Origin of the sequence: Maribellus comscasis (assembly GCF_009762775.1) — a bacterium.
Taxonomy (GTDB): Bacteria; Bacteroidota; Bacteroidia; order Bacteroidales; family Prolixibacteraceae; genus Draconibacterium; species Draconibacterium comscasis.
The window spans coordinates 4,426,363-4,442,363 of record NZ_CP046401.1 but is presented as its reverse complement, the minus strand read 5'-3'; the positions used below and the strand labels follow the sequence as shown (position 1 = coordinate 4,442,363).

Genomic DNA, 16,001 nt, shown 5'->3' with positions numbered 1-16,001 from the left:
TATGGAATTTGAAACTATTATCCAAAACCTGAAAAGCAAAACCTATAGTCCGATTTATCTTCTTCAGGGTGAAGAACCTTATTTTATTGACATCATTTCAAACTACATCGAAAAGAATGTACTTTTGGAAGCTGAACGTGGATTTAATCAAACCGTCTTTTACGGAAAAGATTCCGATCCGATTGTAATTGCTGAAAGTGCGATGCGTTTCCCAATGATGGCTAACCAGCAGGTAATTATAGTAAAAGAAGCACAAAGTTTAAATAAAATAGAGACCCTCGCTTCATACGCTGAGAAACCGCTCTCCTCAACTATTTTGGTGCTGAATTACAAGTATAAAAACCTCGACTCGAGAACCCGGCTGGCAAAAGCCATCAAAAAAAACGGGGTTATTTTTACCTCAAAAAAAATATATGAAAACAAAGTTCCCAACTGGATTGAAAGTTACCTGAAAGGAAAAAACTATACCATAACTCCGCAGGCTGCACAAATATTAACCGCCTATTTGGGTAACGCCTTGAGTAAAGTAGCCAACGAATTGGAGAAACTGGTAATTGCAGTAAAAGATACCACCAAAATAACACCCGAACACATTGAAAAAAATATCGGATTAAGTAAGGACTATAATATTTTCGAATTACAAAATGCCCTGGGCGAAAAAAATGTTTTTAAAACCAACCAGATTATCCGGTATTTTGGGGAAAATCCGTCAACCAATCCAATCCAGAAAACAATATCAAATCTTTATTTCTATTTCTCAAAATTGTTTACTTATCATTTTCTGAAAGACAAATCGGAACGAAACGTGAGTGCTGAATTGCGGGTTCACCCTTTTATAGCAAAATCGTATATTGCGGCGGCAAAACGATATTCGCCAACAAAACTGTACGAGATAATGGGAATTTTGCGCGATTATGACATGAAGAGCAAAGGTTTTGAAGTGTCGACTATGGTTGACATGGCCGATTTACAAAAAGAAATGATTTACAAAATATTACATTAAATGACTACGTGGTTTATTATCGGGATAACAGCTTTTATCTCATACATGGGTTTTCAAAACCGTGATTTGATGACCAAATTGCAGTTTAACGCAGCAAAAATTATTCAGGAAAAGGAATATTACCGGCTGGTAACACATGCTTTTATTCACGCCAACTGGTCGCACCTGATTGTAAATATGCTGGTGCTCTATTTTTTTGGTCCGCATATCGAAAGTTTTTTGGGCTATTACTTTGGAAACAAAGCCACGGCATTCTACCTGCTTCTTTATTTTGGAGGAATTCTGACTTCAAACCTCTGGAGCCTTGTCAAAAACAAGAACAACTATTATTACAATGCGGTTGGTGCTTCCGGTGCTGTTTCCGCAGTATTGTTTGCCTTTATATTCTTTGCACCGCTGGAAAAACTTTTACTCTTTTTTGTACTTCCGATTCCAGCCATTTTATTTGCAATTGGTTACCTGTTTTATTCCTACCAGATGAGCAAACAAAAAAACGATAATGTGGCGCACGATGCACACTTCCTTGGTTCTGTTTTTGGATTTATTTTCCCCATTTTATTAAAACCCGGTTTATTCGAAAATTTTATTGATAAACTGTTTGCGTTTCTTTAAAAATGAACCGTTTTCTGATATACAACGGCGAAATTGTTGAAAAAGGCGAACCCGATCTTTTCCTTTTTTTTACCGATGACACTTTAAAAATCACCCGGAAAATATGGTACGGTTTTGGGGGCATTCCATTATTTAACGAAAATATTGACTTGCTGGCCAAACAAGTTGACATGCTGCAACTGCCCGTTCCGGCATTTTTAAAAGACAAACGCGAGCTTTTCCGCATTACCAAACGCATGCTCAATAAAAACCGCTTATACCGTTCCGGATTTGTTTTTTTCCAGTTGCTGTGGAATAAAAGCGGATTTAATTTTCTTGTCACCAGCCAGCCCTTCAGCACGTTTGAATTTCCTCTTTCCAACAAAGGAATTTTACTGAATTACTCGGGTATAAAAAAATATTCCGCTAACAAATTGAACCGTTTTCCTGTTTTTAATGAATCGATTTGGAGAGCTGCTTTGGCTCAAAACCGCGACACTTTTTTTCAGAACACCATTTTACTCAACGAAAAAAAATCGATTTGTGAATGTGTGGCTGCCAACATCTTTTTATTCAAAAAAAATGAATTGATTACCCCGGGGCTCACAGCGGGTTGTTTTGAAGACACACTTCGGCAAATTATTATCAATATCGTCAAAGACCTTGGTTTTAAGACTTTGGAGTCCGAAGAAATTAAACGCGAGGATATCTTTCACGTTGACGAACTTTTTATTACAAGTGAGGAGGCGGGAATTCAGTGGGTATTGGGTGTGGAAAACAAACGATTTGTTCATGAATATTCAGTAACAATTCACGAAAAGTTAAATGTGTACCTGCAGGAGAAGGTGAAATAATTAATTCAGCGAAGGATTTTCCGGGAAATTTTCCCAAATGGTATAACGTTGGCCGGCTTTTTTTACAAAATCGGCCCACGACGCCTGGTTGAGTTCCCGCATCACAACCTCTTCCTCAACATCGGTTACCAGCCACGAGTCTTCTTTTATTTCCTGTTCCAGCTGACCGGAATCCCACCCTGAATATCCCAGAAAGAAGCGAACATCGGAAGGTTGTAACAAACCAATTTTAATTTGTCTTTTTAATTCCACAAAATCTCCCCCCCAGTAAAGATTTCCGAGAACGTGTATACTTCCGGGAATTTGTTCTCCCAGTTTATGAATAAAATAAACCGAATCAGTGGAAACAGGGCCGCCAAGGTAAACTTTGGCATCGAATTCCGGAAAATCCGGAAATACTTCGTGGATAGGAAATTCAACTCGTTTATTCAAAATAAAACCTACCGCGCCTTTCGAACTGTGCGCAACAAGCAACACTACCGAACGATTAAAATAATTGCCTGAAAGAAATGGCTCAGCAATTAATATACGACCTTTTTGCGGTGCAATATTGTTTGTTTTTATTTTAAATATGTCGAGATCTTTACCCATACTTTGAGCAATATAAGAAATTTTAACTACCATTCAAACAGATAAAATTATCTTAACATATAATTTATAAAAGGATTAATCTTCCGGGATTACGATAAAAACATCTTCGTCGGGTTTTGACATGAGGTACTGTTCGCGGGCAAATTTTTCCAGTTCTTCCTTTCCTGCATTTAAATCTTCCAGCTTTTGTTTATCAGATGCAATGCGTTCAATATAGTATTCTTTTTGCTCGGTAAGTTCGTTCAGGCGGCGTTTGTTTTTTTGGTGTGAGACGATACTGTTTTCGTCAAAAAAAACAATCCATATCAAAAAAATAACCGAAGCAATAAAGTACTTGTTGCTTATTATTTTCAATACACGATATTTCAATCCCTTCTTCTCCATCAGAATAAATATGATGTAAAAGTAAAATATTCAGGAAGTAAAAAAAAGGGAGATGTAAAAAACACCTCCCTTTTTATAAACAATTTATAGTTTAGTTTATTCTTCATCCGGCTGAAAATTCGGATAGGTATATTGTTGTGGAATAACAAATGTTTCTTTAATTGTACGGATGGCAGTCCAGCGGAGGAAGTTAAAAATTGCGCCGGCTTTATCGTCGGTACCTGATCCACGTGCGCCTCCAAAAGGCTGTTGCCCCACCACTGCTCCTGTTGGTTTATCGTTGATATAAAAGTTACCGGCAGCATGCTCCAGGCGTTTCGTAATTTTTTCAATATTGTAACGGTCCTGCGAAAATACTGCACCTGTTAAGGCGTAAATCGAAGTGCCGTCAAGAATATCAAGCGTTTCGTCCATTTTTTCGTCTTCATACACATAAATAGTTAAAACCGGTCCGAACAACTCTTCCTGCATGGTCTCGTAATCAGGTTTTTTGGCCTCTATTACAGTTGGTTCAATAAAGTAACCAACCGATTTATCGCAATTTCCGCCAAAAATCACCTCTGCATCTTCATCTTCGCGCGCGCGATCGATAAAACCTTTTAGTTTATCAAACGATGCTTCATCGATAACCGCGTTAACAAAATTGGTAAAATCTTCGGGTGGCCCCATTTTTACTGTTGCCAGTTCTTTTCCAAATATTTCTTTTACTTCCGGCCAGATACTTTCCGGAATATAAACACGTGAAGCAGCAGAACATTTTTGTCCCTGGTACTCAAAAGCTCCTCTTAACATGGCAATTGCCAAACCTCGTTTGTCGGCTGTATTGTCTGCAAAAATGAAATCTTTTCCTCCGGTTTCGCCCACAATACGGGGATAGGTTTTGTATTTATAAATATTGTCACCTATCTTTTTCCAGATACTCTGAAATACTCCTGTTGACCCGGTGAAGTGAATACCTGCAAAATCAGTATGTGTTAAAACCACATCGGCAGCTACAGGACCAGAAGCAAATACAAGGTTAATAACGCCATCAGGCAATCCTGCTTCTTTAAAAACTTCCATGATAACACCGGCAGAATAAATAGCTGTTTTTGATGGTTTCCAAACCACAACATTTCCCATTAGCGCAGGCGCAGCCGGAAGGTTTCCTGCAATGGAAGTAAAATTGAACGGAGTAAGGGCATAAATAAAACCTTCCAGCGGACGGTACTCGCTGTAGTTCCACATCCCCCTTGCCGACTCCGGCTGAATTTTATAAATATTTGTCATTTCCTGAACCCCAAACCTAAAAAAGTCAGCCAACTCGCAAGCTGCATCAATTTCCGACTGGAAAGCATTTTTTGACTGTCCCAGCATTGTGGCAGCATTGATTTTTGCCCTGTATGGACCTGCAAGTAAATCAGCAGCTTTTAAAAAGATTGAAGCCCTGTGTTGCCACGAAAGATTTGCCCATTTTTCTTTCGCTTCCAAAGCAGCATCAATAGCCATTTCCACATGACTGGCGACACCCTGATTATAGTATCCCAATGTATGTTCAATTTCATGAGGCGGAAACATTCTTTCTTTGCGATCGGTGTAAACTTCGTTGCCCCCGATAATCATCGGCAGTTCAACTTCAGTCGACCGAAGCTCTGCTATTTTTGCCTGAAGTTCTTTTCTTTCAGGCGTACCCGGAGCGTAGGTTAACACTGGTTCGTTTTTAGCTACAGGCACATTAAAAAATCCTTTTGACATAATTATTGTATTTAAATTGTTGTTCTTCTATTTTTCACAAAACTACTGAATCAATATGTTGTAAATCATAACAAATATCAGGAAGTGTATTTTTCACACCCCACTAAGAAACTCATTTATAAAAGGATAAGCATAACACATCCAAAAACAAAACTTTTGTCATATTTTGCAAATCAAATTGGCGAATCGCTTTTTTTGTTTTGAAAACTTCTTGGGAAATTCTTTGAAATTGTAGCTTTATACTTATTTTTATAACATTGAGTTAAAGGTCGTATCATATTGAGTAAAAGGTTTTCCCATATTATTTCTGAAAAATTTTGGAGCCATGTTTCTGAAGAAGAAAAACAACGGCTTTTTAGTCTATTCATTATCATAATATTAGCGCTTATTGTTACTGTTGCAAACTTCGTGTACAAACTGTTTTTTTACTCCGGGAACAGTTGCTTTGTATGCAATGCCGGATTGGTTGCTATCGTGACACTCGCCGGTGTTTTTTGTTTGCGTGGAAAAATAAATAGTGTTTTATATACGGCTTTTACAATCCCGATATTTTTATATGCATATTACATTTCCGATTTTAACGATCATCCGCCGTTAATTGAAACCGCTTATTACAGTTTATGGTGGTTGTTGGGAGGTTTACTTGTTCTCATCTATTTTGCTGAATCAGAATCATTGATCACGACTTATTCCATTATTTCGTTGTTTACACTCGGATTTCAGCTTTTAAAAGCAAACCATTTATTTGATCCTTTTTCATTTTATGAACCTTATGTTACCCATCCCTTACTGGTTTTTGTTGCTTTTTATGGCATTACAATTGGTTTGCGCTTAAAGTTAAAAAGGTTGGCACATCGCTTCACGGAGAAACTAACTGTCATTAACCAGGGAATTTCAAAAGTTTTTCAGGACTCCGGTTTTTCGATCGTCCAGATAAAAGCTGAACGAGACGAGGATGACAATATAACAAACTTGTGGATTGAAAAAGTTAACAATGCATTTGAGTCTTCCTTTAAGTTAAATTTATATGAAGTTCAAAACCAGGAAGCAGGTTATGTATTTAACCTCATCTTCCGAAACCATTTCGATGTAAACAAAACACTGCTTCTGAATAAAAAGAAAACAAAAGAATTTTATGCCAAAAATCTGGAGCGGCATTTTAAGGCACATATATTAAAACCTGAATATAACCGCTTCTATATTATTTTTGAAGACATTACCAGAATAAAACTAAAAGTAGCCGAGCTTGAAGAAAACAAAAGACGCTACAAAGTTTTGCTGGAAGCCATTCCTGATATTTTCTTTGTTATAGATAAAGAAGGAACATACGAAGACTTTGTTATCAAGGAAAGCGATTTGTTTAAAATTGAAGATGCAAACATCATCGGAAACACCATTTACGATGTAGGCTTTCCTGATAATATGGCCGATAAAATTTACGCCTGTATCCAAACGAGTTTAAAAGCGAATTCCATTGAAACCATTGAATACTCGCTGAACACCCACAACGGAACTTTTATGTTCGAAATGCGCCTGGCAAAACTCACCTCACACTCGGTTATTTCGATTGCCCGCGACATTACACGCCGGAAAACAACCGAATTTAAACTTGAGCGGGCACTAAACAAAGCAGAAGAATCGGATCGTTTAAAGTCGGCTTTCCTCGCTAATTTATCACACGAAATACGCACACCATTAAACATCATCACCAATTTCACGCGGATGATGGCTGAACCCGATATTGACCAACTGGAAAGAATGGAATTTTCAGATGCCATTTCACAAAACGGACAGCAGCTTTTAAATATGATTGATAATACCATTCATCTTTCCCGAATTGAAACGGAAGCGGTGGAAGTTCATGTCGATTTCTGCAAAATAAACAATTTACTAAGAGATATTTACAACAAATACCGGCCGTTAATACCCGACACCAAGGATATCAGAATCAACATGAACCTTGATGTTCCCAATCCGGCCTTTGGTTTCGAAACTGACGCAAAACTCCTGCGCGAAATTCTGAGTATTCTGGTTGACAATGCAATCAAATACTCAGTCAAAGGAGACGTTTCTCTGGGCTACGAAATGATATTGAACGAAGCGGTACAAATTTATGTCTCCGACAATGGGATTGGAATCCCCGAAGACGAAACAGAAAATATTTTTAGCCGCTTTTACCGGATAAAAAATAACATTAACGAAACCACCTCCGGTTCAGGATTGGGACTTCCGATTGCGCAACACTATGTAAGTTTATTGGGTAGCGAGCTCGAATTAAAGTCGGTGCCCGGACAGGGAACAAAATTCTGGTTTACGCTTCCATTCAGAGAAGGAAAAGGATTCTTAAAGATTGTGAGCTAAAACGCAGGCTAACATTTTTAATATCGTTTTCTGTATTCTTCTTTTGAACCAACTAAAAACTACAGATTTATTCCTGAGCTACAATTTACACCGTGTAAACTAAATTACTCCCAGCTTTGCAGTCTTTTTTACAGCTTCAGGCGTATTTGAAACATTTAATTTCTCGATCGTTGCGCCTGTGATTGTTTACCGTATTTATACTTATAAAAAGTTTCTCAGCAATTTGTGCGCTCTTGTGACCTTCTGAAATTAACTCAAGCACTTGTTTTTCACGGGGGGCTAATCTTGTCAACTTCTGAACTATTAACCTGATCCATTTATTATTATCATTTTTGATTCTGAATTTGTGAATTAACCGAAGATTTTTGTGTTTCTCTACCGGTTGCCGACAAAAATATTTCAGAGCTCGGATACTTCCTTCATTAATAATATAATCATCGGGATGAAAGCGCCGGCGAAACCATTCATTACTTGTAACCGGCAGCCTGTTTTTCTGAAAAGCAAAAACAGAATCAAAATTACCGAAAACAAAATAGTAATCGCATTTATAAAAATCGGATGCAACTACAATACTGGTTGTAATGAATCAATTAACAGAAGAAAGGGAATATATTTTTGATTTACCTCATCATAATCGATGTCTTCCGACTGAATTTTTATATTGCTGAATAATTTGGCGTGGTACTTAATACTTTGCTTCAACTTATCCATAAAAATATTTTGAGTTAAAAATAATCAAAAATGACTATTGACCGACAATCATGAAGTAAGCATTTTTGTATAGTTTTTTACAAGCAAGTAAGGTTTTTAACTATGATAATTATACAGCTTTTTTATAAGATCCATCTTTCTTTAAACAAAATTTTATTAGCAGGGAATAGATCATAAAAAAATTGGAGCGGATATATAATTTTTTACCGCCAAAGAACTGTATATCCCCCACCCCCTTTTAATTCCTGTTTTCTTTTGAATTTAATTGTCTGAATCCTACCAACCTGTCATAACGACTTCCCAAATCGTGATAATACACAAAAATCTGATAATCATTTTCTGTCATCCAAAAACTACCTTCAAAGTTTTTATGATCGGCCACCGACGCCCCCTGCGGAACATAAACATACATAAAGTTGTAGTAGCCCTGTTTTAATAGCATCGTTAATTCATACTGGCTGGTTTCAAAATTCCATGTCATTTCGTTGCTTTTGTTCGCATTCCAATTGCTTAATGCACCAAAAACATTAACACTTCCACCCAGTATCACAGACTCGAGCGGCAAACTAAAATGAACAAAAAAGTAATCACAATCCAGATCATAATCCTGTACCCGGTCTTGTGATTCTACTACGTATTCGCCATTCATCTCTTCATATTCAAAATACCTTTTATTTGTCCTCACTTCATCAATCATAAGTGTTTTGTGAAAATAGGGTCTGAAGAACTCAGTTGAAGCCACGTTTTCACCGTTCATCCGGTTGGTTCGTATATCAAAATACCTGAATTCGTTACCGGCAACAAAAACGTTTTCACGATTATAATCATAAACCAACTCATTGGGTCGTACAAACAAGGGTTTTAGATTCCGAATGGCATTATCCCACCGGTTATTTTGCATCACTACAACTTTAACTTCCTGTTGCGGATTATTGATAATCAACTGATCATGATAAATGGTAAAATCTACCTCCTGATTTTCTCCTTTAAATGCATCCATTGTTGCACGCCTCACAGTTCCTTCAATTTGAGTTAAAGGTTCAACCACATAAAACCGTTTTGAGAGAACTACTTTTTCTTTGTCGTTATCTTCAAAAACAACCAGTGCATAGTTCCCCGAGGTTTTAAACTGAATATTGTCGTTCGGAATTTTTAACTGATAATTAACATACTTAAAAGTGGTGTTAAAAGAAAAGGCATAATCGTCCAGTGGATTTTCAGTAAACCCCTCTATATAATCAGGTTGAGAGATAAAACTTTCGTTCCAGTCCACATCGCAATGAATGATTGTATAGTAGTAGTCTTTTACTTCACCCGACAAATCGTCGAACTTTAAAACAAGTTGAGCATCTTCACCCAGTTCCAAAATCGGATTGGACAATTCAAATCCGTCGCGATGTAATAAAACCGTTTTAATGTCTTCGTTAAAAACTGCGTTTTCATAATAAAAGTTTTCCTCCTGGGAAAATGATAAAAAACTAAAAACCAACAAAATAAAACCAACTATAAGATATTTTTTCATTCCTTTTTCCTTTTCAAAGTCAGTTCAAAATTCTAAAATTTATATGAATAACGCTAAAAATGTTAATTTAATCTGAAATTTCTGATTTTTACTGCTGTTATTTTGAAAAGGCTGCTTTCTTCTGTACGTGACATAAATCAACGAACATATTGACTTATTTGTATATTTTGAACATTGCAACTTTCCACGGGAAAGATTGCGAAAAGCCAATTAATTATTTACTTTTGCCCACCTAAAAATAATACTATTCTTAGTTAAAAATGTCAGAAGTAATCAAGTTAAGGAAGGGGCTGAATATCAAGCTTAAAGGAAGTGCCGAAAAAGTACTGGAAACATTACCTGTTCCGGCTACTGTAGCACTCAAACCTACCGATTTCCCAGGACTTACTCCCAAGTTAAGCGTTAAAGCTGACCACGAAGTAAAAGCCGGAGACGCTTTGTTTTACGACAAGTATCACCCGGAAGTTGTTTTTACTTCTCCTGTGGGAGGTAAGGTTGTTTCTATCAATCGCGGTGAGCGTCGGAAAATTCTGGAAGTTGTTGTTGAAGCAAATGAGAGTGCCGGTTCTGTCGAATTCAGAAAAGCAGATCCCAACTCATTAAGTGGAAATGAAATAAAGGAACAACTTTTAAAAAGCGGTTTGTGGCCGTTTATTAAAAGACGTCCGTACGGAATTGTAGCTTCACCCGATGACAAGCCACTGGCTATTTTTATTTCAACATTTGATACCGCTCCGCTGGCTCCGGATTATAATTTTATTCTGGATGGTCAGATGGATACATTTCAAACCGGTATCAATGCATTGAAAAAATTAACCGATGGTACTGTTTACCTGGGAGTAAATAAAAATTCAGCGTTTACTTCTGTTAAAAATGTTGAAATAAACCAATTCTCCGGGCCACACCCCGCCGGAAATGTTGGAATTCAAATCCATCATACAAAACCGCTTAATAAAGGGGAGGTTGCCTGGACGATCAATGTTCAGGATGTGCTTTTTATTGGCCGTTTATTTGAAACCGGGAAGGTTGATTTTTCCAGAATTATTGCTTTTGCAGGCTCAGAAGTTGAAAAACCAAAATATTACAAAACTATTCTGGGAGCACCTGTAGAATACACAATAAAAGGAAAACTAAATACGGCAGATTACAAACAGCGTATTATCAGTGGAAATGTGCTTACGGGAACCCGTGTAAAACCACAGACATTTCTTGGATTTTACGATTCGATGCTTACAGTTATCCCTGAAGGGGATGATTATGAGTTTTTAGGTTGGGCTGATTTAGGTATTAATAAGTTCAGTGCATCAAAAACCTTTCTTACCAGCTTGTTCCCTAAAAAGGAATATGAAATGAATGCAAACCTGCATGGTGGTGAAAGGGCATTTGTTCTTAGCGGTCAGTATGAAAAACTCGTTCCGATGGATATTCTTCCGGTGTATTTGCTCAAAGCAATCCTGGTAAACGATATCGATAAAATGGAACAACTGGGAATTTACGAAGTTATCGAGGAAGATTTCGCACTTTGTGAATATGCGTGTACTTCAAAAATAAAAGTTCAGGATATTCTGCGCACCGGAATCAATACTATGATAAAAGAATTGGGTTAATAATTTGCTGAAAACATAAATCAGTTGTAAGAGATGAAATTCATTAAAAACTTTTTTGAAAGAACAGAACCGCTTGTGCAGAAAGGAGCAAAATATCACTGGCTCCATTCGGTTCACGACGGTTTCTTCACATTTTTATATGTGCCCAAAAGTACATCCAAAACTGGTACGCATATTCACGATCATATCGATTTAAAACGTACTATGACTGTGGTTGTACTTTCACTTGTCCCTGCTATTTTAATGGGAATGTACAATACGGGGTACCAACATTTCAGGGCAATTGGAGAATTGGCTTCTACAGGCTTTATTGAAGTATTCATTTACGGACTTTTAAAAGTTCTGCCTGTTATAATTGTATCTTATGTGGTTGGTCTGGGGCTTGAATTTGTTTTTGCCCAGCTTCGGGGTCACGAGATAAATGAAGGATTCCTTGTTTCAGGTATTCTTATCCCGCTTGTGATGCCGATTGAGACACCACTGTGGATGGTTGCTGTTGCGACAGCTTTTGCAGTTATTCTGGGGAAAGAGGTATTTGGAGGTACCGGAATGAATATTTGGAACCCGGCGCTGGTAGCGCGTGCTTTCCTGTTTTTTGCTTATCCGGCACAAATGTCAGGCGACTCTGTTTGGGTTTCATTAGGCAGTGCCGATAAAGTTGTCGACAGTTTCTCAGGAGCAACTCCTATGGCTCAGGCTGCTGCGGCAACAACAGTAAACGACATCAACTTTAGTGTTGCTGACGCGTTTTTTGGTCTGATTCCCGGATCAATAGGAGAAACTTCAACCCTGGCCATTTTGTTGGGTGCGCTCGTTTTAATTGTAACAGGTATTGGCAGCTGGAGAATCATGATTTCAACGGTTGCCGGTGGTATTTTTATGGGAATTCTTTTGAATATTTTTGCCGTTAATGCATATATGGAAATGCCTTTCTGGGAACACCTCATTATAGGTGGCTTTGCATTTGGTGCTGTATTTATGGCTACCGACCCGGTTTCAGCAGCACAAACACAAAGAGGAAAATGGATTTACGGATTCCTTATCGGTGTGCTTGCTATTTTAATTCGTGTAATTAATCCAGCTTTCCCGGAAGGTATGATGCTTGCCATTTTATTGATGAACACATTTGCACCATTAATCGACCACTATGTCGTTGGCGCGCATGTTAAACGAAGAATAAAAAGGGCTAAAATCTCTGCAAATTAAAATTACAGATCATGGACAGAAACGGTAATACTTACACATTTATTTATGCAGCAGTTATGGTAATATTGGTTGCTGCAGTTTTAGCCTCTGTTTCAATGGCATTAAAGCCCCGTCAACAGAAAAATGTTGAAATTGAAAAGAAACAAAATATTTTGGCTTCGGTTAATATTGAAAGCTCTGCAGACAACGCTGAAGAATTATATGCCGAAAAAATAGTAAACGAATATGTAGTAAATGTAAACGGAGAACAAGCAGAAGGAAATGCATTTACTACCGACTTAAAAAAAGAGAGAGCAAAAGATGCGCAGGATATGTTGCTGCCTGTTTTTGAATGTCAGACTGAAGACGGATTAAAATATGTACTTCCAGTGAGAGGAGCCGGGCTTTGGGGGCCGATCTGGGGTTATATTTCACTTAATGAAGATATGAATACCATTTACGGAGCCAATTTCGACCATGAAGGCGAAACTCCGGGATTGGGTGCAGAAATTTCATCAACCCCTTTTGAAGAACCGTTTAAAGGAAAAACCATTTTTGACGAATCAGGGAAACTGGTTTCTATCAGTGTATTAAAATCAGGTCAGGTTGCTCCGGAAGAACACAGCGTAGACGGTATTTCAGGAGGAACAATAACAAGTAAAGGTCTTGAAAAAATGCTTCAGGATGATTTTACCAGCTATAAAGAATTCTTAATTAAGAAAAAATCATAGGCAATGAGTGAACCATTATTTTCAAAAAAGAATATAAAATTACTGTCAGATCCGATAAACGACAGTAATCCTATTACAGTACAGGTGCTGGGAATTTGTTCTGCTCTTGCTGTTACTGCACAACTAAAACCATCCATTGTAATGGCTATTTCAGTAACTGCTGTATTGGCTTTGGCAAATGTGATTGTCTCACTTTTACGAAACACGATTCCAAACCGGATCAGAATTATCGTTCAATTGGTTATTATTGCAGCCCTGGTAATTTTGGTCGATCAGGTGTTAAAGGCATTTGTTTATGATGTAAGTAAACAGCTTTCGGTTTTTGTTGGGTTGATCATTACCAACTGTATCATCATGGGGCGTCTGGAAGCTTTTGCTTTAGGGAATCGCCCATGGCAATCTTTCCTTGATGGCATTGGAAATGCCGCAGGCTACGGTGTCATCCTTATTATTGTTGGATTTTTCAGAGAGTTGCTTGGATCCGGAAGCTTATTAGGCTACAATATTATTCCGGAAAGCTGGTATATAGCTAACGGTGGATTTTATGAAAACAACGGATTAATGGTATTGTCTCCAATGGCGCTTATTGTTGTTGGAATCATTATTTGGGTACAACGTGGCAAAAACCGAAAATTAATTGAAGACTAATTGCTAACACAAAATTGAATAACAATGGAAAACCTGATAAATATATTTGTAAAATCAATTTTTATTGAAAACATGGTTTTTGCTTATTTCTTTGGAATGTGCTCTTATCTGGCCGTTTCAAAAAAAGTAAGCACTGCCACAGGGCTGGGGATTGCCGTAATTTTTGTGTTGGGAATCACTGTGCCGGTTAACTATCTTCTCGAAAAATTTGTATTAAACGAAGGTGCCCTGGTTTGGCTTGGAGAAGGATTTGCTAATGTAGATTTAAGCTTCCTCCGTTTTATCATGTTTATTGCCATAATCGCATCAATGGTGCAATTGGTTGAAATGATTGTAGAAAAATTTGCACCTGTTCTTTATAACCAGTTAGGTATCTTCCTCCCGCTAATTGCAGTAAACTGTGCCATTCTTGGAGGCTCACTATTTCTTCAGCAGAAAGCTTTTATTAATGTTGGTGAAGCAACTGTTTATGGCGTTGGCTCAGGTGTTGGCTGGTTTTTGGCCATTGTTGGTATTGCCGCCATCCGGGAAAAAATTGAATATTCCAATGTCCCTGCACCTTTACGCGGATTAGGAATAACATTTATTGTTACCGGTTTAATGGGACTGGCTTTTATGGGCTTTGGAGGAATTAAATTATAAAACAAAAAATCAATTAACTGATGATATTATTATCGTTACAATCTACCGTAGTTATTGCCAGTGTGGTAGTATTCCTTGGAATTATTATTCTGTTGGTTGCCATTTTGCTTTTTGCTAAGAAAAAACTGACTCCATCTGGAATTGTAAAGGTCTCAATTAATGAAGGAGATTTGGAAATCGACACCGAACCCGGAAATACACTTTTATCCACACTCGGAAACAATAAAATTCTACTTCCCTCGGCATGTGGTGGTGGTGGAACCTGTGCCATGTGCCGTTGCCAGGTTGAAGATGGCGGTGGTTCAATTCTGCCTACTGAAACCGGATTCTTTACCCGTAAGGAACAAAACGAAAACTGGCGGTTGGCATGCCAGGTGAAGGTGAAAGAGGACATGCAAATAAAAATTCCGCAGGAAGTTCTTGGTGTAAAAAAATGGGAATGCGAAGTGGTTTCAAACAACAATGTTGCTACTTTCATTAAAGAGTTTGTTGTAAAACTTCCTGAAGGAGAGAACCTGGATTTTAAATCGGGTGGTTATATTCAGATTGATGTTCCCAAAATTGACGTGGATTTTAAAGACATGGATGTGGATGAAAAATTCCGCGATGAATGGGAAAAATTTGGAATGTTCGATTTGAAAATGAAAAACCCGGAACCAACTTTCCGTGCTTATTCAATGGCCAATCACCCCGCTGAAGGAAACATCGTTATGTTGAACATTCGTATTGCTACGCCTCCGTGGGACAGAGCAAACAACGGATTTAAAAAAGTTAATCCCGGAATTTGTTCCTCATATATTTTCTCTCGTAAACCAGGCGATAAAGTAACCGTATCGGGCCCTTACGGAGAATTCTTTTTGAAAGACAACGACAACGAAATGATGTTTATTGGTGGTGGTGCAGGAATGGCCCCAATGCGTTCGCATCTTTTCCACCTTTTCCATACAGTAAAAGAAGAAAAAAAGAATGTTACTTTCTGGTACGGGGCACGTTCATGGAAAGAAGTTTTCTATTACGATCAATTCCGTGCCATTGAAGATAAATTCCCTAATTTTAAATTTCATTTGGCACTTTCAGAACCGCTTCCCGAAGACAAGTGGGAAGGACCGGTTGGATTTATTCACCAGGTAATTTACGATAACTACCTGAGTAAGCATGAGGAACCCGAAGAAATTGATTATTATCTTTGTGGTCCGCCGATGATGAACGATGCAGTTCAAAAGATGCTATACAATTTGGGCGTCCCCGACGAAAATGTATTGTTCGACGATTTTGGTTCTTAAGTACAGACAATAAAATGTACATATATTTCAAGCCATTTCCTTTTTAGGAGGTGGCTTTTTCTATTATAAACAATAGTTTCTAAAATCTTTAAAACAGTTTCTATTTCCATACCCTTAGGCGCCTTGTTGTATTTATAATTTTTAGAAACATTAC

Annotated in this window: 16 protein-coding genes; 10 read left to right on the top strand and 6 right to left on the bottom strand. The window is 37.7% G+C overall.

Features of this window, described 5'->3' with window-relative positions:
• The first annotated feature begins 1 nt into the window (after position 1).
• The 3 genes from holA to GM418_RS17535 are packed head-to-tail and all read left to right on the top strand — an operon-like array spanning position 2 to position 2,448.
• Positions 2–1,003, top strand: a complete 1,002-nt coding sequence (gene holA, locus GM418_RS17545) for a DNA polymerase III subunit delta (RefSeq protein ID WP_158868553.1) — start codon at positions 2–4, stop codon at positions 1,001–1,003.
• Positions 1,004–1,615 carry a rhomboid family intramembrane serine protease gene (locus GM418_RS17540; RefSeq protein WP_158868552.1) on the top strand — a complete coding sequence of 204 codons (612 nt, stop codon included), beginning with the start codon at positions 1,004–1,006 and terminating at the stop codon, positions 1,613–1,615.
• 2 nt (positions 1,616–1,617) lie between these two features.
• Complete coding sequence (locus GM418_RS17535) at positions 1,618–2,448, top strand: aminotransferase class IV (protein ID WP_158868551.1); 831 nt, start codon at positions 1,618–1,620, stop codon at positions 2,446–2,448.
• Here GM418_RS17535 and GM418_RS17530 read toward each other — a convergent pair whose 3' ends face one another.
• From GM418_RS17530 to pruA, 3 genes are all read right to left on the bottom strand, one after another.
• Entirely contained in the window at positions 2,449–3,072 is a 624-nt protein-coding gene (locus GM418_RS17530; protein ID WP_158868550.1) for a YqgE/AlgH family protein, read from the bottom strand.
• Positions 3,073–3,114: 42 nt separating this feature from the next.
• Positions 3,115–3,423 carry an FtsB family cell division protein gene (locus tag GM418_RS17525; RefSeq protein ID WP_158868549.1) on the bottom strand — a complete coding sequence of 103 codons (309 nt, stop codon included), beginning with the start codon at positions 3,421–3,423 and terminating at the stop codon, positions 3,115–3,117.
• Positions 3,424–3,519: 96 nt separating this feature from the next.
• A complete protein-coding gene (gene pruA, locus GM418_RS17520) occupies positions 3,520–5,157 on the bottom strand; it encodes an L-glutamate gamma-semialdehyde dehydrogenase (protein WP_158868548.1) in 1,638 nt (545 codons plus the stop codon).
• Positions 5,158–5,436: 279 nt separating this feature from the next.
• Here pruA and GM418_RS17515 point away from each other — a divergent pair, with 279 nt between their 5' ends.
• Positions 5,437–7,518 carry a sensor histidine kinase gene (locus GM418_RS17515; protein ID WP_158868547.1) on the top strand — a complete coding sequence of 694 codons (2,082 nt, stop codon included), beginning with the start codon at positions 5,437–5,439 and terminating at the stop codon, positions 7,516–7,518.
• A 136-nt stretch (positions 7,519–7,654) separates the two neighbouring features.
• Here the strand turns inward: GM418_RS17515 and GM418_RS32085 are convergent, their stop codons facing one another.
• From GM418_RS32085 to GM418_RS17500, 3 genes are all read right to left on the bottom strand, one after another.
• The gene (locus GM418_RS32085) at positions 7,655–7,822 is read right to left on the bottom strand and encodes a response regulator transcription factor (RefSeq protein ID WP_425482385.1); all 168 of its coding nucleotides are present in this window, start codon (positions 7,820–7,822) and stop codon (positions 7,655–7,657) included.
• Positions 7,823–8,082: 260 nt separating this feature from the next.
• Entirely contained in the window at positions 8,083–8,229 is a 147-nt protein-coding gene (locus GM418_RS17505; RefSeq protein ID WP_158868546.1) for a hypothetical protein, read from the bottom strand.
• 238 nt (positions 8,230–8,467) lie between these two features.
• Positions 8,468–9,751 (bottom strand): type IX secretion system plug protein, encoded by a 1,284-nt coding sequence (locus GM418_RS17500; RefSeq protein ID WP_158868545.1) that lies wholly within the window; start codon positions 9,749–9,751, stop codon positions 8,468–8,470.
• A gap of 260 nt (positions 9,752–10,011) precedes the next feature.
• Between GM418_RS17500 and GM418_RS17495 the strand changes: the two genes are divergently transcribed.
• Genes GM418_RS17495 through nqrF form a run of 6 tightly spaced genes read left to right on the top strand, consistent with a single transcriptional unit; the run spans position 10,012 to position 15,847 of the window.
• Positions 10,012–11,358, top strand: a complete 1,347-nt coding sequence (locus GM418_RS17495; RefSeq protein WP_158868544.1) for a Na(+)-translocating NADH-quinone reductase subunit A — start codon at positions 10,012–10,014, stop codon at positions 11,356–11,358.
• A 33-nt stretch (positions 11,359–11,391) separates the two neighbouring features.
• On the top strand, positions 11,392–12,564 hold the full coding sequence (locus tag GM418_RS17490; protein ID WP_158868543.1) for an NADH:ubiquinone reductase (Na(+)-transporting) subunit B: 1,173 nt from the start codon (positions 11,392–11,394) through the stop codon (positions 12,562–12,564).
• A gap of 11 nt (positions 12,565–12,575) precedes the next feature.
• Positions 12,576–13,274, top strand: coding sequence for an NADH:ubiquinone reductase (Na(+)-transporting) subunit C (nqrC, locus tag GM418_RS17485; RefSeq protein WP_158868542.1), 699 nt, complete (start codon positions 12,576–12,578; stop codon positions 13,272–13,274).
• A gap of 3 nt (positions 13,275–13,277) precedes the next feature.
• Positions 13,278–13,922 (top strand): NADH:ubiquinone reductase (Na(+)-transporting) subunit D, encoded by a 645-nt coding sequence (locus GM418_RS17480; RefSeq protein ID WP_158868541.1) that lies wholly within the window; start codon positions 13,278–13,280, stop codon positions 13,920–13,922.
• A 24-nt stretch (positions 13,923–13,946) separates the two neighbouring features.
• Positions 13,947–14,564: an NADH:ubiquinone reductase (Na(+)-transporting) subunit E gene (nqrE, locus tag GM418_RS17475; protein WP_158868540.1), complete on the top strand. Its 618-nt coding sequence runs from the start codon at positions 13,947–13,949 to the stop codon at positions 14,562–14,564.
• Positions 14,565–14,584: 20 nt separating this feature from the next.
• Positions 14,585–15,847, top strand: coding sequence for an NADH:ubiquinone reductase (Na(+)-transporting) subunit F (gene nqrF, locus GM418_RS17470; protein ID WP_158868539.1), 1,263 nt, complete (start codon positions 14,585–14,587; stop codon positions 15,845–15,847).
• The last annotated feature ends 154 nt before the right edge of the window (positions 15,848–16,001 follow it).